At 59.6% G+C, this 24,740-nt stretch carries 19 protein-coding genes; 12 read left to right on the top strand and 7 right to left on the bottom strand.

Annotation, left to right across the window (positions count from 1 at the left end; all coding sequences use genetic code 11):
- Positions 1-52 precede the first annotated feature (52 nt).
- From C1N60_RS10135 to C1N60_RS10155, 5 genes are read left to right on the top strand one after another with little or no spacing between them, the layout of a single operon-like run.
- Complete coding sequence (locus C1N60_RS10135) at positions 53-1,039, top strand: sugar ABC transporter substrate-binding protein (protein ID WP_021506015.1); 987 nt, start codon at positions 53-55, stop codon at positions 1,037-1,039.
- Positions 1,029-2,552, top strand: coding sequence for a sugar ABC transporter ATP-binding protein (locus C1N60_RS10140; protein WP_021506016.1), 1,524 nt, complete (start codon positions 1,029-1,031; stop codon positions 2,550-2,552). Before C1N60_RS10135 ends, C1N60_RS10140 begins: the two co-directional genes overlap by 11 nt.
- A complete protein-coding gene (locus C1N60_RS10145; protein ID WP_267410491.1) occupies positions 2,549-3,562 on the top strand; it encodes an ABC transporter permease in 1,014 nt (337 codons plus the stop codon). Before C1N60_RS10140 ends, C1N60_RS10145 begins: the two co-directional genes overlap by 4 nt.
- Positions 3,555-4,529, top strand: a complete 975-nt coding sequence (locus C1N60_RS10150; protein ID WP_081315760.1) for an ABC transporter permease — start codon at positions 3,555-3,557, stop codon at positions 4,527-4,529. Before C1N60_RS10145 ends, C1N60_RS10150 begins: the two co-directional genes overlap by 8 nt.
- A 12-nt stretch (positions 4,530-4,541) precedes the next feature.
- Complete coding sequence (locus tag C1N60_RS10155) at positions 4,542-5,906, top strand: LLM class flavin-dependent oxidoreductase (RefSeq protein ID WP_104092956.1); 1,365 nt, start codon at positions 4,542-4,544, stop codon at positions 5,904-5,906.
- Here C1N60_RS10155 and C1N60_RS10160 read toward each other — a convergent pair.
- The 4 genes from C1N60_RS10160 to C1N60_RS10175 form a co-directional block, all read right to left on the bottom strand.
- Complete coding sequence (locus tag C1N60_RS10160) at positions 5,903-7,168, bottom strand: SfnB family sulfur acquisition oxidoreductase (protein ID WP_394520791.1); 1,266 nt, start codon at positions 7,166-7,168, stop codon at positions 5,903-5,905. The genes C1N60_RS10155 and C1N60_RS10160 overlap by 4 nt on opposite strands.
- 150 nt (positions 7,169-7,318) lie before the next feature.
- A complete protein-coding gene (locus C1N60_RS10165; protein ID WP_058758571.1) occupies positions 7,319-8,344 on the bottom strand; it encodes an NADP-dependent oxidoreductase in 1,026 nt (341 codons plus the stop codon).
- 83 nt (positions 8,345-8,427) lie between these two features.
- Complete coding sequence (locus C1N60_RS10170; protein ID WP_394516156.1) at positions 8,428-8,778, bottom strand: DUF3147 family protein; 351 nt, start codon at positions 8,776-8,778, stop codon at positions 8,428-8,430.
- Between the two features lie 46 nt (positions 8,779-8,824).
- Positions 8,825-9,100, bottom strand: a complete 276-nt coding sequence (locus tag C1N60_RS10175) for a metal/formaldehyde-sensitive transcriptional repressor (protein ID WP_058769814.1) — start codon at positions 9,098-9,100, stop codon at positions 8,825-8,827.
- Between the two features lie 121 nt (positions 9,101-9,221).
- On the opposite strand from C1N60_RS10175, the gene C1N60_RS10180 reads away from it, so the two are divergent.
- The 5 genes from C1N60_RS10180 to C1N60_RS10200 all read left to right on the top strand — a co-directional run bounded on the left by C1N60_RS10180 (position 9,222) and on the right by C1N60_RS10200 (position 15,846).
- Entirely contained in the window at positions 9,222-9,404 is a 183-nt protein-coding gene (locus tag C1N60_RS10180) for a DUF1289 domain-containing protein (protein WP_394520792.1), read from the top strand.
- 266 nt (positions 9,405-9,670) lie between these two features.
- Positions 9,671-10,741, top strand: a complete 1,071-nt coding sequence (locus C1N60_RS10185; RefSeq protein ID WP_394520793.1) for an amidohydrolase family protein — start codon at positions 9,671-9,673, stop codon at positions 10,739-10,741.
- Positions 10,716-11,990: an MFS transporter gene (locus C1N60_RS10190; RefSeq protein WP_394520794.1), complete on the top strand. Its 1,275-nt coding sequence runs from the start codon at positions 10,716-10,718 to the stop codon at positions 11,988-11,990. Before C1N60_RS10185 ends, C1N60_RS10190 begins: the two co-directional genes overlap by 26 nt.
- A gap of 321 nt (positions 11,991-12,311) precedes the next feature.
- Positions 12,312-13,427, top strand: coding sequence for a lactonase family protein (locus tag C1N60_RS10195; RefSeq protein WP_262255655.1), 1,116 nt, complete (start codon positions 12,312-12,314; stop codon positions 13,425-13,427).
- A gap of 322 nt (positions 13,428-13,749) precedes the next feature.
- On the top strand, positions 13,750-15,846 hold the full coding sequence (locus C1N60_RS10200; protein ID WP_058774673.1) for an FUSC family protein: 2,097 nt from the start codon (positions 13,750-13,752) through the stop codon (positions 15,844-15,846).
- On the opposite strand, the gene C1N60_RS10205 is transcribed toward C1N60_RS10200, so the two are convergent.
- Positions 15,843-20,426, bottom strand: a complete 4,584-nt coding sequence (locus C1N60_RS10205; RefSeq protein ID WP_394520795.1) for an ATP-dependent helicase — start codon at positions 20,424-20,426, stop codon at positions 15,843-15,845. The genes C1N60_RS10200 and C1N60_RS10205 overlap by 4 nt on opposite strands.
- Before the next feature lie 127 nt (positions 20,427-20,553).
- On the bottom strand, positions 20,554-21,981 hold the full coding sequence (locus C1N60_RS10210; RefSeq protein ID WP_127834095.1) for a purine-cytosine permease family protein: 1,428 nt from the start codon (positions 21,979-21,981) through the stop codon (positions 20,554-20,556).
- 275 nt (positions 21,982-22,256) lie between these two features.
- Here C1N60_RS10210 and C1N60_RS10215 point away from each other — a divergent pair, with 275 nt between their 5' ends.
- Positions 22,257-22,787 (top strand): GNAT family N-acetyltransferase, encoded by a 531-nt coding sequence (locus C1N60_RS10215; protein WP_394520796.1) that lies wholly within the window; start codon positions 22,257-22,259, stop codon positions 22,785-22,787.
- 84 nt (positions 22,788-22,871) lie between these two features.
- Here C1N60_RS10215 and C1N60_RS10220 read toward each other — a convergent pair whose 3' ends face one another.
- Entirely contained in the window at positions 22,872-23,651 is a 780-nt protein-coding gene (locus tag C1N60_RS10220; protein WP_278426981.1) for an alpha/beta hydrolase, read from the bottom strand.
- 228 nt (positions 23,652-23,879) lie between these two features.
- Between C1N60_RS10220 and C1N60_RS10225 the strand changes: the two genes are divergently transcribed.
- Positions 23,880-24,611, top strand: coding sequence for a YoaK family protein (locus tag C1N60_RS10225; RefSeq protein WP_021506033.1), 732 nt, complete (start codon positions 23,880-23,882; stop codon positions 24,609-24,611).
- The last annotated feature ends 129 nt before the right edge of the window (positions 24,612-24,740 follow it).

Raw genomic sequence — 24,740 nt, forward strand, 5'->3', positions numbered from 1 at the left:
TAGCAGGCGTCACTCACCTTATTTAGCTGAACCTTTTCCATGGATATAAACAATGCATAAACACCGCCTGGCCGGACTATTACTGGCCTCTGCATCGCTGCTCGCCGGCTTGTCGCTGCACGCTCGCGCCGCTGATGCATCCATTCCCTCACTGGCCGGTAAACGTATCGGTATTACCGTGGCCGGTACCGATCACTACTGGGATCTGAAAGCCTATCAGGGACAAATTGATGAAGTAAAGCGGCTGGGTGGCACGCCTATCGCGCTGGATGGCGGACGCAAAGAGTCACAGCAGATCGCGCAAATTCAAACGCTGATTGCACAAAAACCGGATGCCATTATTGAAACGCTGGGCACCGCCTCAGTGCTGGAACCCTGGCTGAAAAAAATTCGCGACGCCGGCATTCCCTTATTTACCGTGGATACCGCCAGCCCATCCAGTATTAACGTCACGACCTCCGATAACTTTTATATTGGCGAGCAGCTGGCATTAAAACTGGTCAATGATCTGCGCGGCGAAGGCAATATTCTGGTGTTTAATGGTTTTTATGGCGTGCCGGTGGTGGCGATGCGCTATGACCAGTTAAAAGCCGTGCTGAAATGGTATCCGAAAATTAAAATCATTCAGCCCGAACTGCGCGACGTAATTCCCAATACCGTGCAGGATGCCTATGCGCAGATTAGTCAGCTACTTAACAAGTATCCGCAAGGGTCAGTACAGGCTATCTGGGCGGCATGGGACGTACCGCAGATTGGTGCCACTCAGGCGGTTGATGCTGCCGGTCGCAGTGAAATCAAAACTTACGCCGTGGACGGCAGCCCGGACGTGGTCTCGCTGGTGAAAGATCCGAAATCCAGCGCGGCGGCGGTGGTGGCGCAGCAACCCTATCTGATCGGACAGACTGCGGTACAAAATGTGGCGAAATACCTTGCCGGCGATCGTTCACTTCCGCCTGCCACCTATGTTCCGGCCATTCTGGTCACCAAAGAGAATGCGGCGCAGGCGCAGCAAACGCTGGGCCAGAGCGATGGTAAATAAGACAGTGCGACTGCAGCTGCGCCAGATCAGTAAAGCCTTTGACGGCATTCCCGCGCTGCAGGCGGTATCGCTTGATGTCCACGCCGGCGAAGTGCATGGGCTGATTGGGCATAACGGAGCCGGAAAATCGACGCTGATCAAAGTGCTGGGCGGCATCCACGCCGCCGATGAGGGCAGCGTGACGCTGGAAGGCCGGCTACTGGTGTTGACCAGTCCGGCTCAGGCACAACAGCAGGGCATCGCCATTGTTCATCAGGAGCGGCTATTGCCAGGCACGCTGACGGTGGCGGAAGCGCTGCTGCTCGGTAATGAGCCACGGATTGGCAGCACACCGTTTATCGATCGCCGGCGTATGCGTCAGCAGGCGCGGCAGCTACTGCAACAGCACTTCGATCTGCAGATCGATCCCGATGCGCTGATCGCCGGGTTAAGTGTGGCGGAACAGCAACTGGTGCAGATCTGTCGCGTATTACAGCGCGCGCCGCGCGTGGTGGTACTGGATGAACCGACCGCCGCGCTGGCGCGCCACGAGGTGCAGGCGCTGTTTCGCGTTATTGAACGTATGCGTCAGCAGGGGATCGCACTGATCTACGTTTCTCACTATCTCGATGAAATCCAGGCGCTGTGCCAGCGGGTTACGGTGCTGCGCGATGGTAAAGACGTCGCGCATTTTACCGGCGACGCCCTTTCTCCGCAGGCGCTGATTAATGCCATGATCGGTGAGACGCAGCAGGCGATTGCACCGCGCGGTCTGCCACCTGACGGCGAGCCGGTGCTGACCGTAGACGCCCTGAGCGCGCCGGGTCGCTTTCACAATGTTTGTTTCAGCGCACGACGTGGCGAGATCGTTGGCATTACCGGCCTGCTGGGCTCCGGAGGGAAGGCGTTAATCAGCGCACTGTTTGGTCTGGAACGTGGCGTGAGCGGGACGCTGCGCGTAGGTGAGACGCACGGCGTACCGGCTTCGCCACATGCCGCGGTGAAACGTGGCATCGCGCTGGTGCCGGAAGATCGCCGCGCCAACGGCATCGCGCTCGATGTGAGCCTGCGCGACAACATCACCCTGACGACCGTGCAGCGCCTGCTGCGCTGGGGCGGCGTCTCCGCAACCGCCGAGACCGCGCTAGTGGCGGACAACATCCGCCAGCTGGCGATCCGCACACCGGGCCAGCTGGCACCGCTGCGTCAGCTGTCCGGCGGAAATCAGCAAAAAGCGGTACTGGCGAAATGGCTCAACACCCACGCCACGCTCTATCTGCTGGATGAGCCCACGGTTGGCGTCGACATTGCCGCCAAGGCCGCCATTTATCAAACCCTGCAGCAGCTGGCGGCCGCCGGTGCGGTGATTATCCTGTTTTCCACCGATCTGCTGGAACTGCAAACGCTCGCCGACCGCATTATTGTGCTGGCGCGCGGCGAGCAGGTCGCCACGCTGTCCGCCCGGCACACCAGTCATCAGGAGATTCTGTCCCTGGCTTCCGGCACGGGCGCATTGACGGAGCAAATCCTATGAGTGAACTGAGCCAACCGGCGGTGGTGACGGCGGCAGGCAAACCGCAGGGGCAGCCGTGGCTGCAGCACGTCGCGCTGCTGATTATTGTACTGGTGCTGGCGGTATTTGCCTGGCTGTCGCCTATTTTCCTCAGCGTGATCAACCTTGGTAACGTATTGCAGCAAACGGCGGTGGTGGGAACGCTGGCGCTGGGTCTGACGCTGGTGCTAAGCGGTGGCGGTGTTCAGGGGATTAGCGGCGGCATTGATTTATCCATTGCCGCTAATATGGGGTTGTGTGCCGCGGTATTCGCGTCGCAGATCGCTGAGCAACACTCTGTCACTTATGCGCTGCTGCTCACGCTGCTCACCGGCATCGCCGTGGGGATATTCAATGCCCTGGCGATTGTCTGGCTTGGTATTTTGCCCCTGCTGGCGACGCTGACCAGCATGAACATCGCCATGGGACTGGAGATGGTGCTGAGCGGAAACGCGTCGATTTCCGCCAGCAGCGCGCTGCAAAACCTGCTGATAGCCAGCGGACCACTGGGCGTTTCCTGGCTCGGCTGGGGATTTCTGCTGCTGGCGTTGAGTGCACTCGCGCTCAGTCGTTTCACCGCGTTTGGCCTGCGCCTGCAGGCGGTGGGTAGCCATCCGCAGGCCGCCAACGCGGCGGGCATTAGCGTGGCGCGCTATCAAAGTCTGAGTTATGTGCTGTGCGGCTTCAGCGCTGCACTGGCAGCCATTGCCTCGGTGGCGCTGCTCAGCGGCAGTTCGCCGGGCGCTAACGACAATCTGCTGATGGTGATTGCCGCCGCGCTGCTCGGCGTGGTGTTTTCGCGTCGCCTGGTGCCGACCCTGGGCGGTGCACTGATCAGCGCTCTGTTTCTGAGTCTGATAGCCAACGGCTTTCAGTTGGTTAACGTCTCAAGTTACTGGATTAACGGCGTCGAGGGTGTGCTCATCCTGCTGGTTGTGGCGCTGACCGCGCTACTGCGGCGCCGTCAGGCGGGGAGGGCATCTCATGTCTGAACTGAGCCTGAGCGGTAAAAAAGTGCCGGGGCTGTTGCGCAGCCTGATGGTGCTGACCTTTGTTGCGCTGCTGCTGTTTTTCATCATCGCCGCGCCCGCGTTTGCCACTGTCGCCAACATTCGTAGCGTGCTGCTGAATAATGTCGCACCGCTGGCGATTGTGGCGCTGGCCATGACGCTGGTCACGCGTATCGGCGCGATCGATCTGTCCGTCGGTACGGCGATTGATGTCGCCTGCCTGGTGCTGGTGACGCTGGTACTGCATCAGGTCGCGCTGCCGCTGGCGCTGTTGGGTGCGCTGACGGCGGCACTGCTGGTAGGCGTGTTCAACGCTTTTCTGGTGACACAACTCGGCGTTGAGCCGTTTCTCGCCACGCTTGGCACGCTGTTTATTGGTCAGAGCGTACAGCAACTGTCGTCCAACGGTGGGCAGCCGGTCTATCTGCTAAGCCAGACGCTGCCGGCGGGTTTTACCGCTATTGGTCACGGCACGCTGCTTGGCGTTCCACTGCCGCTCTGGCTGTTGCTGGGCGTGGCGCTGGTGCTGTATCAACTGTTGCACCGCAGCGCCAGCGGTCGCGCACTGCGCATGATGGGTGAACAGCTCAGCGTAGCGCATCATTCTGGCGTGGCGGTCAAACGTCTCACCGCGCTGGCATTCATATTCAGTGCACTGGTCGCCGGTATCGTCGGGTTAATTCTCGCCGCCAATGTCAAAGCCTGGGTACCGTTATCGGGCAATGCCTATCTGCTGAATGCCATCGGTGCCAGCTTTATTGGCGCGACCTTCGCGCCTTCGCGCCGCCCGAATGTGCCGGGTACGCTGCTGGGGGTCGTGCTGCTGAGTTTCATCGCCAACGGACTGTTGCTGGTCGGCTGGAACTTTTACTGGCAGCAGGTGGCAACCGGCGCACTGATCTTTGTGGTACTGGCCGTGGGTGCGCTGCGTGCGCGTCGCCCTGTCTGAGGAGGGTAACGGATGCCTTCACCGTTTTTGCTGTTTGCGTTCATGATGAATGTCCCTGGTCATCTCTCTGCCGGATTATGGCGACATCCCCAGGATCAGGCGCATCGCTATACCGAGCTGGATTACTGGACGACCCTCGCACGGCAGCTTGATACCGCAGGTTTTGATGCGCTGTTTATTGCTGATGCGCTGGGACAATTGGATGTATGGCAGGGCAAGCCGGACGCGGCGTTGCGCCTGGCCGCTCAGATGCCGGTGAACGATCCGCTGCTGCTGGTCTCAGCCATGGCAGCCGTCACGCAGCACCTCGGTTTCGGTATTACGGTCTCTGCCACCTACGAACATCCTTATTTGCTGGCGCGCAAGTTCACGACGCTTGATCATCTCACCCGCGGGCGTATCGCCTGGAACGTGGTGACTTCCATGCTTGATTCCGCGGCGCGCAATCTGGGTTTGACCCGGCAGCTGCCGCATGATGAGCGTTACGATCGCGCACAGGAGTTTCTGGATGTGACCGCGAAGCTGTGGGAAGGCTCATGGGAGGAAGATGCGGTTAGCCGCGATAAAGCCAACAGCCTGTATAGCGATCCGCAAAAAGTGCACGCTATTCAGCATTATGGTCGCTGGTATCAGGTGCCGGATGCACATCTCAGTGAGCCCAGCCCACAGCGCACCCCGGTGCTGTTTCAGGCTGGCACTTCGGCACGCGGTGCGCAGTTTGCTGCCCGCAACGCAGAAGTCATTTTCCTCGGTGGCGTCACCGCGCAGGCGATTGCCAGCGATATTCAGCGCATTCGTCAGCTGGCCGTGGCAGAAGGGCGCGATCCGGCGTCGCTGCGTTTTGTCACAGCCATCACGGTGATCACGGCCGAAGATGATGCCGCCGCCCGGGCCAAACTTGAGGATTATCAGCAATACATCAGTGAAGAGGCTGCGCTGGCGCTCTTCTCGGCGTGGACCGGTATCGACTGGTCGCAGGAGGATCCGGACATGCCGCTGGCCTTTCGCGAAACCGACGCCTGCCGTTCGGCGCTGGCCAGCCTGACGCGAATTGACGATCAAAAACGCTGGACGCTGCGTGAGGCAGCCCGCTACATCGGTATCGGTGGTCTGCATCCGTTGCTGGTGGGCGGCGGCGAAACCATTGCCGATCGGCTGGATCAGTTTGCGGCAGAATCGGGCGTGGACGGCTTTAATCTGGGCTGGGCTATTAGCCCGGGCAGCTTCAACGATTTCATTGCCTGGGTCATGCCGGTGCTGCGCCAGCGCGGGCGGGTGCGTCCTCAGCCAGCACAGCCGTTAACCTTGCGTGAACGTCTCACGGGTCAGCCGCGCCTGGCAGCTGACCATCCGGCAACGCGCTTCCGCCGCCCTTAGCTCCACGCATGGCGCGGCGGCGGCGTGCCGTTGAGATAATAATTACCCACGTGGTAATACTTCCAGCGCACCGGATCGTGCAGCGTATGGGTGCGCGCGTTGCGCCAGTGGCGGTCCAGATTAAACTCCTGCAGCGTGGCGCGGGTGCCAGCCAGCTCAAACAGTTTGTTACCGGCAAGCAGAGCGATCTCCGTCGTCAGCACTTTGGCCTCGGCGGTGGCCACGGTCGCGCGTGCCACGCTGGTCTCATCGGGCTGCGTCAGCGCGGCGTCAATCGCTGCACCGGCCTGCCACAGCAGCGCTTCGGCAGCGTGCAGGCCGATTTTCAAATCACCGACTGCCGCCAGCGTGAAGTGGTCATCGGCAGCGCGCGCCTGGCCACTGTCAATCCACGGCCGCGAGCGTTCGCGAACAAATTGCAGGGTGTCTTCAATGGTGCCGCGCGCAATACCGACATCCACCGCCGCCTGAATGATCTGTGAAATCGGCCCGGCAGCGGTTGGCCGCTCAAACGCCTGCCAGGTTGGAATAACGCGCGACAGCGGGGCGCGGACATTCTCCAGCAGTACGGTACCGGAGGCCGTCGTGCGCTGACCAAAGGCCGACCAGTTATTAATGACGCTGATGCCTGGCGTGTCGCGATCGAGCACAATCAGATGCGCCCGGTCCTGCTCGTCCAGCGCCACGGCATGGATTCGATGCGCCAGCAGCGCGCCAGTGGCATAAAATTTTTCCCCGTTAATCACCACCTCATCACCGTCACGCCGAAAGCGCGTCTGAAAATCGGCGACCGTGCGGCCATGCTTCTCCGAGAAGGCGTTACCCCAGCGCAGCCCGGCCAGTACCTCGCTCAGCAGTACCTGTTTTTGTGCTTCGCTACCGTCTTCCAGCAGATGGGCCACACCGGCCAGATGGTTTTGCGGCAGCTGACCGAGCGCCGGATCGGCAGCTGAAATGATGGCGATCACCCTGGCCACGGTGGTCCATGACACGCCCGCTCCGCCCCAGGCTTTGGGAATGGCCATTGCCCACAGGCCGCTTTGCGAGAACGCATCCAGCTCTTTGAGGGGCAGAATGCCCTCACGATCGCGCAGTGCCGCCTCGCGCGCGAAGCTGGCCGCCAGCTGATGGGCTACGGCGATAGCTTCCGCATCGTCGCGAATGATATGCGCGGCGCCAGCCGGTAATGGCACCGGTGCTTCCGCCTGTTGCGTATTGACTTTACGCGGCAGCGCCGCGGAGTCGGCTAAGGTCAGCGACATAATGACTTCTCCGGTAGAAGAGGATAGAGGAGGGCATCATCGCATGCGCACGCGGAGGGCTTATATCTCAATAGCGGTTAAGCAAAGCGCAAAAAAGCCTTAGTGCTCGCACACTAAGGCCGGATTTACAGTCGGGGAGAGAACCGCTGGCTACGCCACTTTCACCACGGTTTTGCCGAAGTTTTTGCCTTTCAGCATGTCAATAAACGCCTGCGGCGCATGCTCCAGCCCTTCTACCATGTGTTCGCGGTACAACACTTTTTGTTGCTCGACCAGCGGCGTCATCGCCTGCAGGAATTCCGGATAGCGATCGCCATAATCCTGGAAGATGATGAAGCCCTGCATACGGATGCGGCGTTTCAGAATCCCGCCCATGATCAGCGGCGTGCGATCGGGGCCGGGTGGCAGTTCGCGACTGCTGTAGCCCGACACCAGGCCACACACCGGCACGCGCGCGGCGGTGTTGAGCAGCGGGAAGACGGCATCGAATACTTTGCCGCCGACGTTTTCAAAATAGATGTCGATACCGTCCGGGCAGGCGGCCGCCAGCTGTTCCGCGAAATCGTCACGATGATGATCGATACAGGCGGAAAAACCGAGGGTGTCAATCGCGTAGCGGCACTTCTCCTCACCGCCGGCCACGCCGACGACGCGGCAGCCATTCAGCTTACCGAGCTGACCGACCGTGGCACCCACCGGTCCGGTGGCGGCGGCGACAACCAGCGTTTCACCGGCTTTGGGCTGACCGATATCCATCAGGCCCATGTAGGCGGTGAAGCCCGGCATACCCAGAATGCCCAGCGCCCAGGATGGATGGGGCAGATGACCGATTTTAGTCACGCCAGTGCCATCGGACAGGGCATAGCTCTGCCAGCCGCTGGCCGCCAGTACCCAGTCGCCGGCGCTGAAGTCCGGATGCTGCGATTCCGCCACCTGGCATACGGTGCCGCCGACCATCGGCTGGTCGAGTTGCGCCGGCGGCGCGTAGGATTTGCTGTCATCCATGCGGCCACGCATATACGGGTCGAGCGACAGATAGTGGGTGCGCAGCAGCATCTGTCCCGCCTGCACCTGCGGCAGCGGTTGTTCGACAAAGCGGAAGTTCTCTTTCACCGGCTCGCCGTCCGGGCGTGACGCCAGCAGCCAGGCGTGATTGAGTGAAGCGTGTTGAGTCATAGCATTTCCTTGTTTCTGCGCGGGTAAAACAGCAAGTGTAGCCAATGATCGGGCATGGAATGGATGATTGATGCGGCTTGCGCCTACATCAGAATGATACCAAACCGCTTCAGCACTACCGCCCAGAGGGCGAACAGCACCACGGTAATCACGCAGGAGAGCAGTAGCGTGAGCCAGAAGCCGACGCGCTGGTAAAAAAACGGAAACAGGATAAACATCGGCAGTGTCGGCACCACATACCAGAACGTATACCATGCGTGAGCGGCAATTTTTTCCTGCGTTTGTCCTTCTATTTTCATCCAGATAAGCACCAGCAAGGTGACCAGCGGTAAAGCGGCGAGCAGGCCGCCCAGACGATCGCTGCGTTTCGCGGCTTCTGAGATCAGTACCACCATAAAGGCGGTTAACGCGTATTTTGAGATTAGCCAGAGCATCGTTATTCCCGATAATTATTATTAAGCCGGCTGCGTGCCTGAGGTTCTATTTCAGGTAAGAACGAATGACCGCCACGATCTCTTCCAGATCCTCACTTCGCGCCTGCGGCGTAGCCTCTGCGTTCATCAAATGTTCGCGTATATGGCCTTCGAGCAATTCGCTCATCAGGCCATTAATAGCGCCGCGCACTGCCGCGACCTGCTGCAGTACCTTGAGGCACTCCTCACCCGATTCGACGGCGGTTTCCAGCGACGCCGCCTGACCTTTTATACGTCGAATGCGGGTGAGTAAGCTTTTCTGATTTCTCAGGGTATGGGCCATTACTGTCTCCGGTTGATCATGTTCTATACTGGGGTATAGTATAGAACTCACTTTACGGCGCTTTCGGGCCGCCTGCAACTGATTACCCCGACATTGACATCCAAATCCCAGGAGGCTGGATATGGCCGCAAAATCGCCGTGCATCGATCTCTGTGTGTTTGATACGAAAACCGGCTGGTGCGAAGGATGCGGACGCACCCGTGGTGAAACCCAAAGCTGGCGCAAGCTTTCGCCTTACCATCGCAAAGCGACAGAGCGGGCGCTTCCAACGCGCCTGAAAGCGCTTAAAACCCGAGAGGCGTAGTTTTGTTCGTCAGGTCGAGGCGACGCACATTGAGGGTGACGCTGCTGCTAAAGATTGAAACCTGACGGTGTTGCAGGACATTTGTGATTAACATCTTACTTACATCATTAACATCCCCTTTTTGCTGGCTATCGGTTATGCGGTGAATCTATAGTCAATTTACTATGTAAAACTGTGTTTTATCTGGTGCAACTCATGGCTTTGGCGATGAGGTATGCCAGCAGCGTTTCAGACCTGATTTAAATCAGGCAGTTAAGAGGGATACTATGGAGACCGTTAACGCACCGCATCTGCCAGTCAGAGAGCACTGGCTGGCACTGCATCATGAACCCGCTTTGATGCCCGACCTGCCGATGGTCGATGCGCATCATCACTTATGGGACCGCCAGTCAGGGCGTTATCTGGCGCCTGAATTCAGCCACGATATCGAAACGTCCGGCCACCGGATACTCTCCACCGTCTACATTCAATGCCGTTCAATGCTGCGCCGTAACGGACCGGAGGCCTTCAAACCCGTCGGTGAGGTGGAGTTTGCCAGCGGCGTTGCGGCAATGTTTGACAGCGGCCATTACGGCGCGGCGGGAGGCTGTGAAGCGATTGTCGGCGGTGCCAGCCTGCTGGCTGGCGATGACCTGCTGCCGGTGATTGAAAGCATGACGGAACGTTCAGGGGGACGATTACGCGGGATGCGTAATCCGCTGGCCTGGCACGATGACCCACGCGTGGTATCCAGTCCCGTGACGCCGCCCGCCGGTCTGGCGGCCAGTGCCGCATTCCGGCGCGGTGCCGCATGCCTGGCCCGCAAAGGACTGTCGCTGGATGTCTGGGTTTATCACACCCAACTCGATGAAATCGCTGAGCTGGCACGGGCGCTACCCGATCTGCACATTATTGTGGACCATTGCGGCGGGCCGATCGGTAGCGGGCCGTATGCCGACAAACGGGATGCCACCTTCCGGGAATGGAAAAAGGCCATCATTGCGCTGGCGGCGTTGCCAAACGTGAGCATCAAAATCAGCGGTTTCGGCATGACCGTCATGGGCTACTCCTTCGCCCAGCATGCCATGCCACCGGACTCCCTGACGCTTTCGCAGGCCTGGCGGCCGCAGTTTGAAACCCTGGTTGACGCATTTGGCGTCGGGCGCTGTATGTTTGCCAGCAACTTCCCGGTCGACAAAGGGATGTTCAGCTACGGCGTATTCTGGAATGCCTGTAAAAGGCTGGCTGAGCACGCTTCGCCGACCGAAAGAGAACAGCTGTTCTGGCGCACCGCGGCTGCACGCTATCGCTTATCCTCCCTGGAGAATATGGATGAATATCAAATTAAGACTGCATGAAGCGCCTCCCCTGGCGCAGGATGAGTCCGTTGCAGCGATCTCGTATACATCGGCAGAAAAAAGGACGCTGGCGCTGGGCGGGTTAGGGTGGACGTTTGAAAGCTACGACTCGTTTTTGCTCTCGCTGTTATTACCGGTACTGGGCGTGGTATTTGATGTCAGCAAAACGGAACTTGGCGTGTTTATCAGCACCACGGCAGGCGGGCAGATTATTGGTGGCATTCTGTTTGGGCTGGTTGCCGATAAGATCGGACGCGTCAGAACGGCCTTTATCTGTATCGCGATCTATTCACTTTTCTCCGGACTGCTGGCGTTCTCCCACAATCCTCAGGCGTTTGCTGCGCTGCGATTCTGCGGTGCGCTGGGTATGGGCGGCATGTGGACGTCAGGAGCGGCACTGATCGCCGAAACATGGCGTCCGGAACGTCGTGCACGCGGTGGCGCGCTGATGCAAATGGGGTTACCGGTGGGGGCGATCCTGGCGATTGGCCTGACGGCGCTGGTGACGGCCCTGACCGGCGGGCTGGAAAACGGCGGCTGGCGCTACCTTTTCATGATTGGCGCACTGCCGGTGTTTATCATGATGGTTATTGCTTATATCACGCCTGAATCACCTGTCTGGATGGCGCGCCAGCAGGAACGCGCTCACCGCCAGAGCAAAACTGCAGGTACCGGCAAAATCAACCTCAAAGGATTGCTACTGGCATTTACCTTTATCTTTTTCATTCAGTACCTGTTCTGGGGCGTATTCACCTGGACGCCAACCTATCTTCGTGAAGTTAAGCATCTCGATTTTCTTCACAGCCTGAAATTTGTGCTGGCCCTGCAAACCGGTGCCATTGCAGGCTTCCTGGTGTTCTCACTGCTGGCCGATAAGTGGGGGCGCAGGCCGATGTTTCTGCTCTATCTGTTTATCGGTGCGGTGGCGGTCGGCATGTATCTGGCGACCACTCAGCCGCTGATTCTGATGGTCGCCATCTTTATGGCAGGTTTTGGCGTAAACGGTATTTTTGCCGGCTCCGGTCCTTTCCTCGCCGAGATCATTGGCGACACGCAGTCACGCGGCTTTTTGATGGGGCTGGCGTATAACGGCGGGCGCCTGGGCGGCTTTATCGCGCCGCTGCTGATTGGCTTTGTGGCCAGCGTTGGAGGATTCACCGCCGGGCTGGCCACCACAGTGATCGCCTTTCTTGCCGCGATGGTGGTGGTCTGGTTAGCGCCAGAAACCAAAGGCGTGAAGTTGCAGTAAGCTGTGCACCTGTCGCGCAATCGGCAGGTTAAAACCTGTGACACGGTTGAACACCTGACGCGCTGTCAGGTGTTCAGCCAGTTGTGTGGTATACCCACCGTAGCCAGAATCATCACCGCAAAATCCTGCACCACATCGCGGCCACGCCAGGTGAGCCCGCGCACAAACCCAGACAAAACATCAGGTTCGCCGGCGCGCTAATTGCCTGATTAGCCTGGCTTGCTGGAGAAGTGCCCAGGTGACGTCGGGCAATCTCACATAACAGGCGCATGCTTTACTGCGCATAACCGGGTCTGATTACCCCTCATCAAGGAGAACACCATGATAAACAGCCTGCGCACCGTTACGCTGCTGGCGGCAATGACGGTGAGCGCGCCACTGCTGGCGCAGACCTTTGTTTACGTATCCGCCGCCGACGACGGCACCATCGCGCGCTATACGCTGGACGCACGCAGCGGCGCTTTGCAGCTGCTTGGCCACACTGAGGCCGGGGGCAAAGTGATGCCGATGGCGCTCAGTGCGGATCACAAAACGCTGTACGCGGCGATTCGCAGTAAACCGCTGCAACTGGCGAGCTGGCAGATTGACTCGCAGAGCGGCGAGCTGAACAACCGGCACACCGTGCCGGCTGCGGCCAGTTACCCCTACATCAGCACTGACCGTCAGGGACGCTTTCTGCTGGGGGCCTCTTATGATGGCGACGTGGTGCAGGTTTACCGCCTGACGGCCAGCGGCACCATCGCTACGCCGCCGGTCGGCAGCTATAAAACCGGTCATGCGGCACATTCGGTGATTGTCGATGCCAGCGGTCGTCACGCTTATGTGGGCAATCTTGGCACCGATCGCGTGCTGCAGCTCCGGTTGGGCGCAGACGGCACGCTCAGCGCCCTTGATAAGGGCGGGGTAGCAACCGCCGCCGACAACGGTCCGCGCCACTCAGTGTTGTCGCCGGATAATCGCTATCTGTACAACCTTGGTGAAATGGGCGGCATCATTACCCAGTTCCGACGCGAAACCAGCGGCGAGCTGGTGAAAGTGGCGGAAACGCCCAACGCGGTGGCGGCGCAGTATCATCTGCAACATGGGCGTGAACGGCCGCCGGGTTACAGCGACAGCACGCCGCGCATCTGGTCAGCGGATATCCAGCTGACGCCGGACGGGCGTTTTCTGTATGTCAGCGAGCGCACCAGCAGTACCGTGAGCGGTTATCGTGTTAACCAGCAGGATGGCAAACTGACGCTGATCGGCAGCTGGCCGGTGGAGAAACAGCCGCGCGGCATGGCGATCAGCGCCGATGGCCGCTGGCTGGTGGTGAGCGGTGAGAAGAGTGCGGTTATTGGCAGCTACGCGATTGAGGCGCGCAGCGGGGCGTTGCAGCGGGTGGGCGAGGCGCCAGCCGGCCGGGACGCGAACTGGGTGACCATCGTCAGCTATTAAAATGATCGGGCGCAGGAAACTGCGCCTTATTGCGCGAAATTATTTTATGGATAGCATCGTCCGGCAGCAAAGTGTGATCTGCGACACATTTCTGCCGCTGAAGACAGATTGCTGCTTTCTGCGGCAGTGACAGCGCAGATATCCCGCCGGCGACCCGCCGATCGCTGCGTTCGATTAGTTTCCTTAAAGCATTCTGTGCCTGATGTCAGGCGCGTATGAACACCGTTTTCGATTACGAAACAATTTGTCGTAGTTATCGGGATGAGCGCCCGCCAGATTCTGGCAGGATACGCCGCACTTAGCGCCTTCTGGTCTCCGTGACATGCAGTGGTTTTCGAAAAACGCCGTTTTTTTTGCTGTAAAAACCTGTCTGGCCGCCTTTCTGGCATTGTATCTGGCTCTTGAACTGAATGTTGATCGTCCCGCCTGGGCGCTGACCACGGTGTTTGTGGCATCGCAGCTTTATTCGGCCTCCACCATTTCCAAATCGCTGTTCCGCCTGCTTGGCACGCTGCTCGGTGGCGTCTTCATCTTTTTTATCTTTCCGCTCACTGTGGCGCATCCGCTGCTGTTCAGCCTGTGTATCTCACTGTGGGTGAGCCTGTGTCTCTATCTGTCGCTGCACGACCGCACGCCGAAAAGCTATGTTTTTATGCTGGCGGGCTACAGCGCCGCGATTATGGGTTTCCCGGAAGTGACGACGCCGCTCGGTATCACCAGCACCGTGCTGTCGCGCATTGAGGAAATTACTTTAGGCATTGTGTGTAGCAGCCTGGTGCACGCGCTGTTGTTTCCGGTCTCGATGCGCAGTCTGCTGGAGCAGAGCGTCAGCCAGTGGTATCTCAACGGGCGCAAGCTGTGCCGCGATTTACTCTCTGGCATTTCCGCTGACCGATCGCCAGAACGCGACGAAATCCTGACCCGCATGGCCACTAATCCGCAGCAGGTCGAGATCCTGATTACCCATTGCGTGTACGAGGGCGACGCGGCCCGGCGGCTGATTCGCCTGGTCAGCACGCAGTATCAGCATCTTTCATACTTAATCCCCACGCTGACGGCGATTGAGATGCGGCTGCAGCGGCTGGCAGCGCGCCAGATTGCCTTTCCTGCCTGGGTTGAGCAGACCCTGCAGCAGTTCCTGCTGTGGCTGAATGACGGCGAAGCGGTGGGCGATGTCATTGGCATTCAGCTGGAACTGAGCCTTTGTCAGGATCGGCTGAATGCGGCGTGGCGCAATGGCGAGTTGTCTACCGAACACTGTCTGCTGTTTACCGGCCTGCTGGAGCGGCTGGTGGATTTTGTGCGTATCGCCGGGGCTTACCAGAGCGTGGGCGGGCTGGTCAGCGATCTGTCAGGCGACACCACGCTGGCGCGCGGCAAACGCACGCATCGCTTTTTCGACAAAGGGCTGATTCGGCTGTCGGCGCTGACGGCATTTTGCGCCACCTTTGGCTCCTGTCTATTGTGGATGGCGACCGGCTGGCGCGACGGGGCATCAGCGCCAGTGATGGCCGCGATTCTCAGCTCCTTCTTCGCCAGCCTCGATACGCCGCTGACCTCAATGAAGCTGTTTATTCGTGGGGTGATCGTGGCGATCTTTATCAGCGTGATTTATGTCGCGCTGCTGCTGCCGCAGGCAACCTCGTTCGAGGCGCTGATCCTCTGTCTGGCTCCGGGTTTGCTACTGCTCGGACTGATGATTGCGCGACCGGCCAGCAACATGATCGGTCTGAGCGTAGCGATTCAGATCCCCGGCTTTATCGGGCTCGGGCATCATCTGAAACCCGATCTGGTGCTGCTGGTGAATAACGCGATTGCTTCAATGGCCGGCGTGCTGTTTGCGGTGATCCTGACCGCGCTGATGCGCAACAAGCGGCCATCGTGGACCGCGCGCCGTGCCGTGCGTCACGGCCTGCGTGAACTGCTGCGCTTTATCAAGGAGATTGAGCGCAACGGCTCATCGCTGCTGGGGCGCCAGCGTTTTATTGGCCTGATGCTGGATAAGGTCAACGTGGTGCTGCCACGCCTGCATCTTGATCCGCAGTCCGATATGGCGCCGGCGGGAATGCTGCTGACCGAGGTGTGGCTGGGGGTCAATAGCTTTGACTACTACGCGCGCCATCAGGCGCTGCTGAGCCGTTATCAGCTGGACAGCGGGCAGATGTTTCACGAGCTGGGACTATTTCTTAAGCGCAGGCTGAAGTCGCTGCAGACGCCGCCGCATGAGGATTTGCAGGAGGAGCTGGATGTGCTGCTGATGCAGCTGGAACAGCTGGCGCAACGTGACGAGGCGCTGCTGCTGCCGCTGTTTCATCTGTTCAGTATCCGGTTATACCTGTTTCCGCAACTTAGCTGGCCGGTGGCCACGCCGCGTCAGGCCGAACGCCTGCAGCAGCATCGTTACCGCCTGCAGGCTTAGCCATACCAGCTGTAGCCTTTCGGCACGCGGGAAAAGCCGATGGCTTTCAGGGCCGGTAGCAGTGATGACTGGCTGGCCGGCTGATCGTCCACCCGTTCGAGAATGAAGCTGTGGGTCTTCTCCCGGCGTAAGGCCTGGCCCAGCGCCACGATCGCGGCCTGGCGTTGCTCCTCACTAATGTCGCCAAAAGTTAACAGCTCTTTACCACCCGGCGGCAGCCACAGCATAACGCGCCCATTGCCAATCACCACCAGTGCGCCGCTGCGGCGGGTAGGCCGCACGCCACCGACGCTGAGCGGCCACGCCAGCTGCACGCCAAAGGGATTGGCGGGATCCAGCACTGCCAGCGCCACCGGCGGATGCGTGGCCTGCGCACTGCCGAGCTGGCGCAGCCGATCGATGGCCGGATTTTCAGCAAACTGCGCGCCACCCATGCCAGCAACAAAGCGGCCGCGCAGCAGCCGTCCGGCATCCTCCATACCGCGCAAGAGCGGCTGCAGCGCCGGAAAGCCACCGGTAATCTGCTCTGCCACGGCGGCACCGCGCGTGATCACGCCAAAGCGGTCGAGCATATTTTCAGTCAGCGCCAGGGCGCGCTCGGTATCGGCCAGCGGCTGCCGCACAATCAGCGACCAGCGTCCGGCCATGCTGTTGAGCGAGGGCTGCGCAGCAGCACTGCGGCTGGCCGCGAAACTGGCCCGACTGTGGCGACTGCGCGCAGGACGGGCCGGGCGTGGACGCGGCGTGTGGCTGGTGGTGCTGAGCTGGCGCAGCGCGGCCCAGGTATCCATGGTCAGATAGCCGCGCCATACCAGTTCCCACATCGCGGCAAAGACTTCGCCGGGATCGACAGCATGTTCAGGCTGCGCCATGACGCGCGGCAGCAGCTCGCGGGCGAACCAGCCGCCGCCGTCCTGCAATTGCGCCACAATCGCCTGCTGCAAAGGTGACAACGTCACATTATTACCCTCATCAGGCACTGGTAACGTTTCACTGGCAAACTCACTCAGGTGCAGTGAGACCAGTCCGTCCTGCGCGCCAGGTGCCCGCTGGCCACTCCAGATGACTTCACCGGAAGAGAGCAGCTCATCCAGCATCGCAGGCTGATAGTCACGCACCCGCGCCGGCAAAATCTGGCTTTCCCACAGCGAAACCGGCAGCGCCACGCCAGCCAGCTGTTCGATCACCCGCACCACGCCGTTGATACCGGCAAAGGCGCCCTGTGCCGCAGCTGCCGCGACGTCGCTCAGTAATCCCTGACGCTCAAGCAGAAAAGCCACGTACGCCGGCGCTTCGACCGGTCGGGTGGCCTCTCGCGCCGCCTGCAGCGAGCGCACGCGCAGACGACGAAATACGCTTTCCGCTACCCACTGCGTTGACGCATCGACCGCAGGCGAGAGGAAATCGCCTTTCAGTACGCGTTGCTGCTGACGCAGCTCTTCCAGCGTGTCGTCGACCACGGCGCGGCCCAGACCAAAGCGGGCGGCGATTTGCAGACTGGTGGCGACAGCGTGGGTGCGCAGATAGCGATTAAGTAAGTCATGCAGCGGACGGGCCACCGGCGCGAGCAGCCCGGCGGGCAGATCAGCTGGCAGCGCCGTGCCCAGCGCGTCGCGCAGCCGCACGCCATCTTCGGCGACAGCCCAGCGCGCTTCTGCCGCAATCGTAACCTGAATGATGCGCTGCGCCTGTTTCAGCGCGGTTAGCAGCGGCATCAGCGCCGCCTCGCCGTTGTAGCGCGCCGTGATTTCCGGCACAGTGAGCGGCCCCAGCTCGCGCAGCAGATCAACCACAGCTTCCTGAGTGTTGGCCTGATAATCGGGGACGGTGCGCTGAAGCTCCAGCTCAACGCGTGCCACCACCTCGGGTGCCAGCAGTTCGTGCATCTCAACCTGGCCCAGCAGATCGCTCAGCAGCGTGCTGTCGAGCGCCAGCATTGACGCGCGCCGCTCCGCCTGCGGTGCATCGCTGGCATACATGAATTCGGCGACATAGCCAAACAGCAGCGGCGCAGCAAACGGCGAGGGCGTATCGGTGGTAACTTCAGTCAGCTTAACCTCGCCCTGTTGTATCCGCGCCATCAGCTGATGCAGCGCCGGCAGGTCATACACGTCCTGCAGACATTCACGCGCGGTTTCGATCAAAATCGGGAAATCGTCGAACTGCCGCGCCACTTCCAGCAGCTGCCCGGCGCGCAGCCGCTGCTGCCACAGCGGAGAACGTTTGCCGGGATTGCGGCGCGGCAGCAGCAGGGCGCGCGCGGCGCATTCGCGGAAGCGGGCGGCAAACAGCGCAGAATGTCCCACCGCAGCCGTCACCTGTCGCTGGAGTTCGTCCGGCGCAAACAAAAACAGTTCAGCGCCTGGCACCCGGCCTTCGCTGTCAGGGAAGCGCGCGACAATCCCATCATCGCTGGCGACCACGGCCGGATCGAGCCCCATCTGGCGGCCAATCCGCTCAGCGATGGCCAGCGCCCACGGCGCATGCACGCGCTGACCATAAGGGGAATGCAAAATCACGCGCCAGTCACCGGTTTCATCGCGACAGCGCTCAATCAGCAAATTACGATCGTCAGGCACCAGGCCTGTGGCGGCAATCTGTTCGTCGATGAGCGCACGAATGTTGTGTCGGGCATTGGCGTCAAGGTTGTCGCTGCCGGGCAACACCCCGCTGGCGGCATGTCGCAAATAGCGGCCAATGGCTTCGCCGAGTGTCGCCGAACGCCCGAGACTGTCGCCGTGCCAGAAGGGCAGGCGCGCCGAGCGACCGGGTGCCGGCACCACTACCACCTGATCGTGCGTAATTTGCTGGATGCGCCACGAGGTGGCGCCAAGCGTGATGATGTCGTTAATCCGCGACTCATACACCATCTCCTCATCCAGTTCGCCGACCCGGCGCGCACCAGACTGTTCTTCGCCCTCCGGCAGCATCACGCTGAACATCCCACGATCCGGAATGGTGCCACCGCTGGTGACGGCCAGATGCTGCGCGCCCGGGCGACCGCTTAAGGTTTGCTGTTGTCGATCCCAGATGATGCGCGGGCGCAGGTTAGCAAACTCGTCCGAAGGGTAGCGGCCAGACAGCATGTCCAGCACCGCATCGAAGGCGTTACGCGGTAACGTTTTGAACGGATCGGCACGGCGTACCTGTTGATACCACGCCTCGATTGACAGGGTGTCCATGGCCGCCGCCGCCACCGTATGCTGGGCGAGAATATCGAGCGGATTGTGTGGCAAAGCGATAGCATCCAGTTCGCCTGCCAGCATCGCGTCCACCGTCACGGCCGCATCAACCAGATCGCGGCGCGTGCGCGGCCAGATAATGCCTTTCGGCGTACCGCCGACCTGGTGGCCGGCCCGGCCAATACGCTGTAGCGCGCTGGCCACCGAAGGCGGTGCCCCGACCTGAATCACCAGATCGATATCACCCATGTCGATTCCCAGTTCAAGACTGGATGTCGCCACCACGCAGCGCAGTTCGCCGGCCTTCAGGGCGTTCTCAATCTCCAGCCGCTGCTCTTTCGACACCGAGCCATGATGCGAACGGGCAATATACGCTTCAGCAGGCGTGGCGCGTTTTTCGGTTCCGCCGCTAAAAGAGCCATAGGCGAGGGCGGGCTCTGTTACGCCCTGTTCCGGCGCGGCGCGTCGCGCATACAGTTCGTTGAGCCGTGCGGTGAGTTTCTCCGCCAGCCCACGCGAATTGGTAAACACCAGAGTCGCGCGATGGCGCAATACCTCATCCAGAATGCCGGCTTCAATATGCGGCCAGATGGAACCGGCGGCGAGGCTGCTCTCCTGCGCGGCGCGCGCATCGGGACGCTGCTGGATGTCCGTCATGTCCTCTACCGGCACGGTAATCGTCAGCTGCAGCGGCCGCCGCGCCGGCGGGTTGACGATGCGCGCAATACCTGCGCCACCGAGGAAAGCCGCCACCGCTTCTGGCGGTCGCACAGTGGCCGACAGGCCAATGCGCTGAGCAGGCTGCGCCAGCAATACATCGAGACGTTCCAGGCTGAGCGCCAGATGGGCGCCGCGTTTACTTCCGGCCACCGCGTGCACTTCGTCAATAATCACGGTTGAGATGCCGCGCAGCGTTTCGCGGGCTTTTGACGTCAGCAGCAGGAAAAGTGATTCCGGGGTAGTAATCAGGATGTCCGGCGGCCGGCGCTGCAGCTTTGCCCGTTCGGCGCTGAGCGTGTCGCCGGAGCGCATGCCGACCTCCAGCGTGATTTCCGCCTCACCCAATTCCGCGCGCTGAGCGGCAACACCCGCCAGCGGTAGCGCCAGGTTACGCTGCACGTCAGCCGCAAGCGCTTTAACCGGTGAAATATACAGAATGCGCGTCTTATGACTGCGCGCTACGGGTTCGTCCCGGCTGCGCTCGCGAAACAGCGCGTCGATCGCATGCAGAAATGCCGCCAGCGTTTTGCCGGAGCCGGTCGGGGCAATCACCAGGCAGTGTTGTCCGCTGGCGATGGCGCGCCAGGCTTCCTGTTGTACGGGGGTCGCCGCCGGAAAAGTGCGGCGAAACCACTGTTGCGTGGCCGGGGTGAACAGTGAAAGCGCTGAGGCTGGCATCCATGACTCCTGCATTCTCGAAAGGGCGATCAGCAGTGTAGCGTGCCGCAGCGTTTACGGCATTATCAGGATATTGCCGATGAGGGCGGCGCGAAAACACACGCCGCAGCACGACTATGTGACAACGTCACTGAGGGTAAACAGAGTCGGCCAGTTTCCCGCGGCGATCAAAGCGACGTGCGGCCAGCCACAGCAGCGCGGTAACAAACCAGCCGATGATCCATGACACATCGTTGCCGGCAAAAATCCACGTCAGGGAACCATGATGCAGCGGGTTATCAATGAACGGCAGCTGTACCAGCACCCCAAGGAAGTAAATGATAATGCCTGCCCAGTTCCAGCGACCGTAGCGGCCATCCGGTTGCGACAGCGCGGGCACATCGACTTTCCCTTGGGTAATCAGATAAAAATCCGTCAGGCTGATAGCGCTCCACGGCACAAAAAAGGCCAGCAGGAACAGCAGGAAGTGGGTAAATGATTTGAGAAACGCCGGTTCGCTGAGTAGCGCAATGATGCAGGAGAGCGTGACCATCAGCACCACAAACAGGATACGTCCGCCACGGCTGATCGCGGTTTGCTGGCGAAAACCGGAGACAATGGTGGTCAGCGACATAAAGCTGCCGTAGGCATTGAGCGTGGTGAAGGTGATTTTGCCAAAGCAGATGGCGAAGTAGATAACCATCGCCATGGTGGCGCTGCTGCCCAGCCCAACGATGTAGCCCACTTCATTACCGGAGAACGCTTTACCCGCAATTGCAGCCACAATGACGCCCAGCGTCATGGATGCCTGCGTGCCCAGCACGGTGCCAAAAAACACCGAACTGAACAGCTTTTTCGCGGAGACATCCACCGGCAGATAGCGCGAGTAGTCCGACACATAAGGGCAAAACGCAATCTGCCATGACGAGGAGAGCGATACCGCCAGCAGAAAACTGGCAACGCTGAAGTGCTGATTTTGCCAGACGGCCGCTAAATCGTGGCTGGAGAGTAGGGTGATGAACAGGTAAACAAACGCCAGCACGCCGATGACGCTGGCCACTTTGCCGAGTTTATGAATCACCCGATAGCCGAGCACCGCAATCACAATGATGATGGCGCTGAAGATGATCATGCCGGCTGCATTGCTGACGTTGACCAGCTTCGCCAGCGCCTGGCCGGCCAGTACCGTGCCGCTGGCCGAGAAGCCCACATACATAATGCACACCAGCACCAGCGGGATCACCGCGCCAAAAACGCCAAACTGCATACGGCTGGTGATCATCTGCGGCAGGCCAAGGCGCGGGCCCTGGATCGCGTGCAGCGACATGATGGCCGCGCCGACGATCTGTCCCACCAGTAAACCGACAATCGACCAGACCACATCGCCGCCCAGTACCACCGCCAGCGCACCGGTAACAATGGCGGTGATCTGCAAATTGCCACCAAACCACAATGTGAACTGGCTAAACGGATGCCCGTGACGCTCGCTTAGCGGGATGTAATCAATGGAACGTGTTTCTGACAGGCGCTGTTTCTCTGCACCTGAATAATCTGCGGCAGGTATCTGAGCGGACATAGTTTCCTCGCTGGAACGGCTAAAGGTGGTTAGTCATTGATTTTTCTTGTTAGTCAGTAGTAAATGTCACGAAACATACATGTATATACATGTAGCGATATTGTCACGAGGTTGATGAGGTTACAAGCTGACCGGTCATTGGAAATTGTGATGACGCTGGCAATGTTGTCCGTTAATGTCAGGAGCCTGGCCGGTAACGGACGCGCACAAAGGCGATGATGCGCTAACTACATAGCCACTACCGGTGGCGAACAGGACAACCCGGGGAGAGAGTTATGCAGGCAGTGATTGAAACAGAACGCTTACGACTGGAACCCTTTGCGCTAAGCCACCTCGCCGGCTTGCGCGCGATGGATGATGACCCGGAAATCATGCGTTATATCAATGAGGGACAGGTGAAGAGCGAGGACGAGACGCTGGCGACCATTGAGCGCGTGCAGCAACGCTGGCAGCGCTATGGTTTTTCCTGGTGGGCACTGCGCGAGAAGAGCAGCGATGACATCGTCGGTGCGGCTTGTCTGCAGCATCTGGCCCATCAGGAACAGGCGCCGCTGGAAATTGGCTGGCGACTGTTGCGCAGCAGTCAGGGGAAAGGGTATGCCACCGAAGCCGCCACGGCGATTGTGCAGTTTGCTACCGGGCAGATTGGCGTGGATTATCTGGTGGCGGTGGCACATCCGGAAAACCTTGCATCCCATCGGGTGATGCAGCGGCTGGGTATGCGCTATCGCGGTATCGAGCAGCATTACGACCAGCCCTGTGTGGTTTATGAACTGGATATGAAGAGTGCCCCAGCGTATTCATGAGGCAGGGCGCGCCCCCCTGGTAGCGGCGCGATTATTACGCAATAAATTGCGCCGCTATCAAACATGCACCCGGTAAGGGCGCGATCAATACCCCTGCACGTGTGCGGCTTTCATAATCAGATTTGCCACCGCCTGCGGCTGGGAAATCAGCGACACATGGCTGGCCTTGAGTTCGATGGTCTGCGCATGCATGCGTTTCGCCATAAAGCGCTGCAGATCCGGATTGATAGTGCGATCCTCCGTCGACACCGCATACCAGCTCGGTTTGCTATGCCAGGCCGCCACGCTGGTTTTCGCCTGGGTAATAGCTTTACCCATCGGTTGCTGAACGGCGTAATAAGCCCGCGCTTCGCTTTCCGGCAGATCGCCGGCAAAGTCATGGATAAACGCCTGTTCACTGAGCGCGCCAAAGCCATCGTCACGCCACTTCAGGCCAGCGGCAACGGGTGCTGCAGGAAACTTTTTGGTGAGCGCCGGATAATCTTCACCCGCTTCCGGCGCGCGCGCCGCGATAAATACCAACCCCTTCACTTCAGGTTCATCGCCCGCCTGGCTGATAACCATGCCGCCATAAGAGTGCGCAACCAGAATCACCGGTCCGTCCTGCTGTGCCAGCGCGCGTTTCACCGCCGCCACGTCATCATTCAGCGACGTCGTTGGGTTTTGTACCGCGGTGACGTGCAGACCTTTCGCCTGTAACAGTGGGATGACTTTGCCCCAGCTGGATCCATCAGCGTACAGGCCATGGACCAGCACAATATTTTTTACTTCCTGCGGCGCGGCAGCGCTGTCGGCGTGCGCCAGTCCGGCACTCAGGGCAGAGATTACCAGCGCCGTCAGCGCCGTGATTTTGCGTAATGTCATGATCGATCCTCATAATTAATCGGGGTTCATGCACCACTGTAAGCGCCGGGGACCAACATTCCGCTGACGTGGAAATGACAAAAAAATGACAGCGACACGATGTGGCAGCGGAGGATTTAAAAGTAATAAAAGCAGAGGATTAGCCGTGAGTCGGAGCATAGCCGCTATGCTTGATAAGGATGAGACCCGACCAACCCGAGAATCTCTCAAAGGAGTGCTGAATAGATTATGCTGTTGCGCAAGAAGAAAATCCGCTCTCACAGCGAAGACCGCCTGCTGGCGTTAACGCTGGCCACCACGGCCGGTATCCTCAACGCCATGGCGTTTGGCGCATTTGGTTTTTTCCCTTCCCATATGACCGGCAATACCTCGCAAATTTCGGCAGAGGTGAATGGTTCTGACCTGCACGATCTGCTGTTTCTGGCCGTGCTGATTTTTGCTTTTGTCTGCGGTGCCATGCTGGCGCGTTTGACGGTAGCTTACGGCCTGAAGCGGAATCTGCGCACCATTTACTGTCTGGTGCTGCTGGCCGAGGGTATTTTCCTGCTGCTGACCTCCCTGGTAGAAATTCTGTGGTATTCCGAACGAAACAACGGCGAAATTCTGGTTACGCTGAGTCTGCTGATGGGTATCCATAACTCAACCTCGACCCAGCTTTCTTCCGGTCGTGTTCGCTCCACGCACGTGACCGGCACACTGACCGACGCCGGCATCGCGCTGGGATCCTGGCTACGCGCATCCTTCAGTCAAAGCGAGGCTGCCGATCGCGATGGCCACCGAACTGTACTTTTTACTCACCTGGTTACGATCTTCTCATTTCTGTCCGGCTGCGTTGTCGGTTATCTGCTGTTCAGGCACCTTGGATTTGAAGCGATGGCGGGGTTGGGCATTGTGCTGGCGCTGATCGCCGTTGGTGGCATCGCCAGAACCCTGCATTTAACCGGCATGCGATTTTGGTAACACCGACGGAGAGTTTCCAGATTTGAACCAGGTGGACTAAGTGCACATGAATACTACTTTTTGCTGGTATTCATGTGCACTTGAAAGTGCAGGGCAAATCATGTACACATGAATACTCTATAAATGTGG

The organism is Pantoea sp. SGAir0184 (assembly GCF_043544755.1).

Coding starts and splice junctions, on each gene's coding strand:
- C1N60_RS10195 (WP_262255655.1), top strand. CDS start 12,312: ATGATAAACAGCCTGCGCACCGTTACGCTGCTGGCGGCAATGACGGTG.
- C1N60_RS10205 (WP_394520795.1), bottom strand. CDS start 20,426: ATGCCAGCCTCAGCGCTTTCACTGTTCACCCCGGCCACGCAACAGTGG.
- C1N60_RS10200 (WP_058774673.1), top strand. CDS start 13,750: ATGCAGTGGTTTTCGAAAAACGCCGTTTTTTTTGCTGTAAAAACCTGT.
- C1N60_RS10150 (WP_081315760.1), top strand. CDS start 3,555: ATGTCTGAACTGAGCCTGAGCGGTAAAAAAGTGCCGGGGCTGTTGCGC.
- C1N60_RS10190 (WP_394520794.1), top strand. CDS start 10,716: ATGAATATCAAATTAAGACTGCATGAAGCGCCTCCCCTGGCGCAGGAT.
- C1N60_RS10185 (WP_394520793.1), top strand. CDS start 9,671: ATGGAGACCGTTAACGCACCGCATCTGCCAGTCAGAGAGCACTGGCTG.
- C1N60_RS10225 (WP_021506033.1), top strand. CDS start 23,880: ATGCTGTTGCGCAAGAAGAAAATCCGCTCTCACAGCGAAGACCGCCTG.
- C1N60_RS10135 (WP_021506015.1), top strand. CDS start 53: ATGCATAAACACCGCCTGGCCGGACTATTACTGGCCTCTGCATCGCTG.
- C1N60_RS10210 (WP_127834095.1), bottom strand. CDS start 21,981: ATGTCCGCTCAGATACCTGCCGCAGATTATTCAGGTGCAGAGAAACAG.
- C1N60_RS10215 (WP_394520796.1), top strand. CDS start 22,257: ATGCAGGCAGTGATTGAAACAGAACGCTTACGACTGGAACCCTTTGCG.
- C1N60_RS10180 (WP_394520792.1), top strand. CDS start 9,222: ATGGCCGCAAAATCGCCGTGCATCGATCTCTGTGTGTTTGATACGAAA.
- C1N60_RS10140 (WP_021506016.1), top strand. CDS start 1,029: ATGGTAAATAAGACAGTGCGACTGCAGCTGCGCCAGATCAGTAAAGCC.
- C1N60_RS10175 (WP_058769814.1), bottom strand. CDS start 9,100: ATGGCCCATACCCTGAGAAATCAGAAAAGCTTACTCACCCGCATTCGA.
- C1N60_RS10160 (WP_394520791.1), bottom strand. CDS start 7,168: ATGTCGCTGACCTTAGCCGACTCCGCGGCGCTGCCGCGTAAAGTCAAT.
- C1N60_RS10170 (WP_394516156.1), bottom strand. CDS start 8,778: ATGCTCTGGCTAATCTCAAAATACGCGTTAACCGCCTTTATGGTGGTA.
- C1N60_RS10145 (WP_267410491.1), top strand. CDS start 2,549: ATGAGTGAACTGAGCCAACCGGCGGTGGTGACGGCGGCAGGCAAACCG.
- C1N60_RS10220 (WP_278426981.1), bottom strand. CDS start 23,651: ATGACATTACGCAAAATCACGGCGCTGACGGCGCTGGTAATCTCTGCC.
- C1N60_RS10165 (WP_058758571.1), bottom strand. CDS start 8,344: ATGACTCAACACGCTTCACTCAATCACGCCTGGCTGCTGGCGTCACGC.
- C1N60_RS10155 (WP_104092956.1), top strand. CDS start 4,542: ATGCCTTCACCGTTTTTGCTGTTTGCGTTCATGATGAATGTCCCTGGT.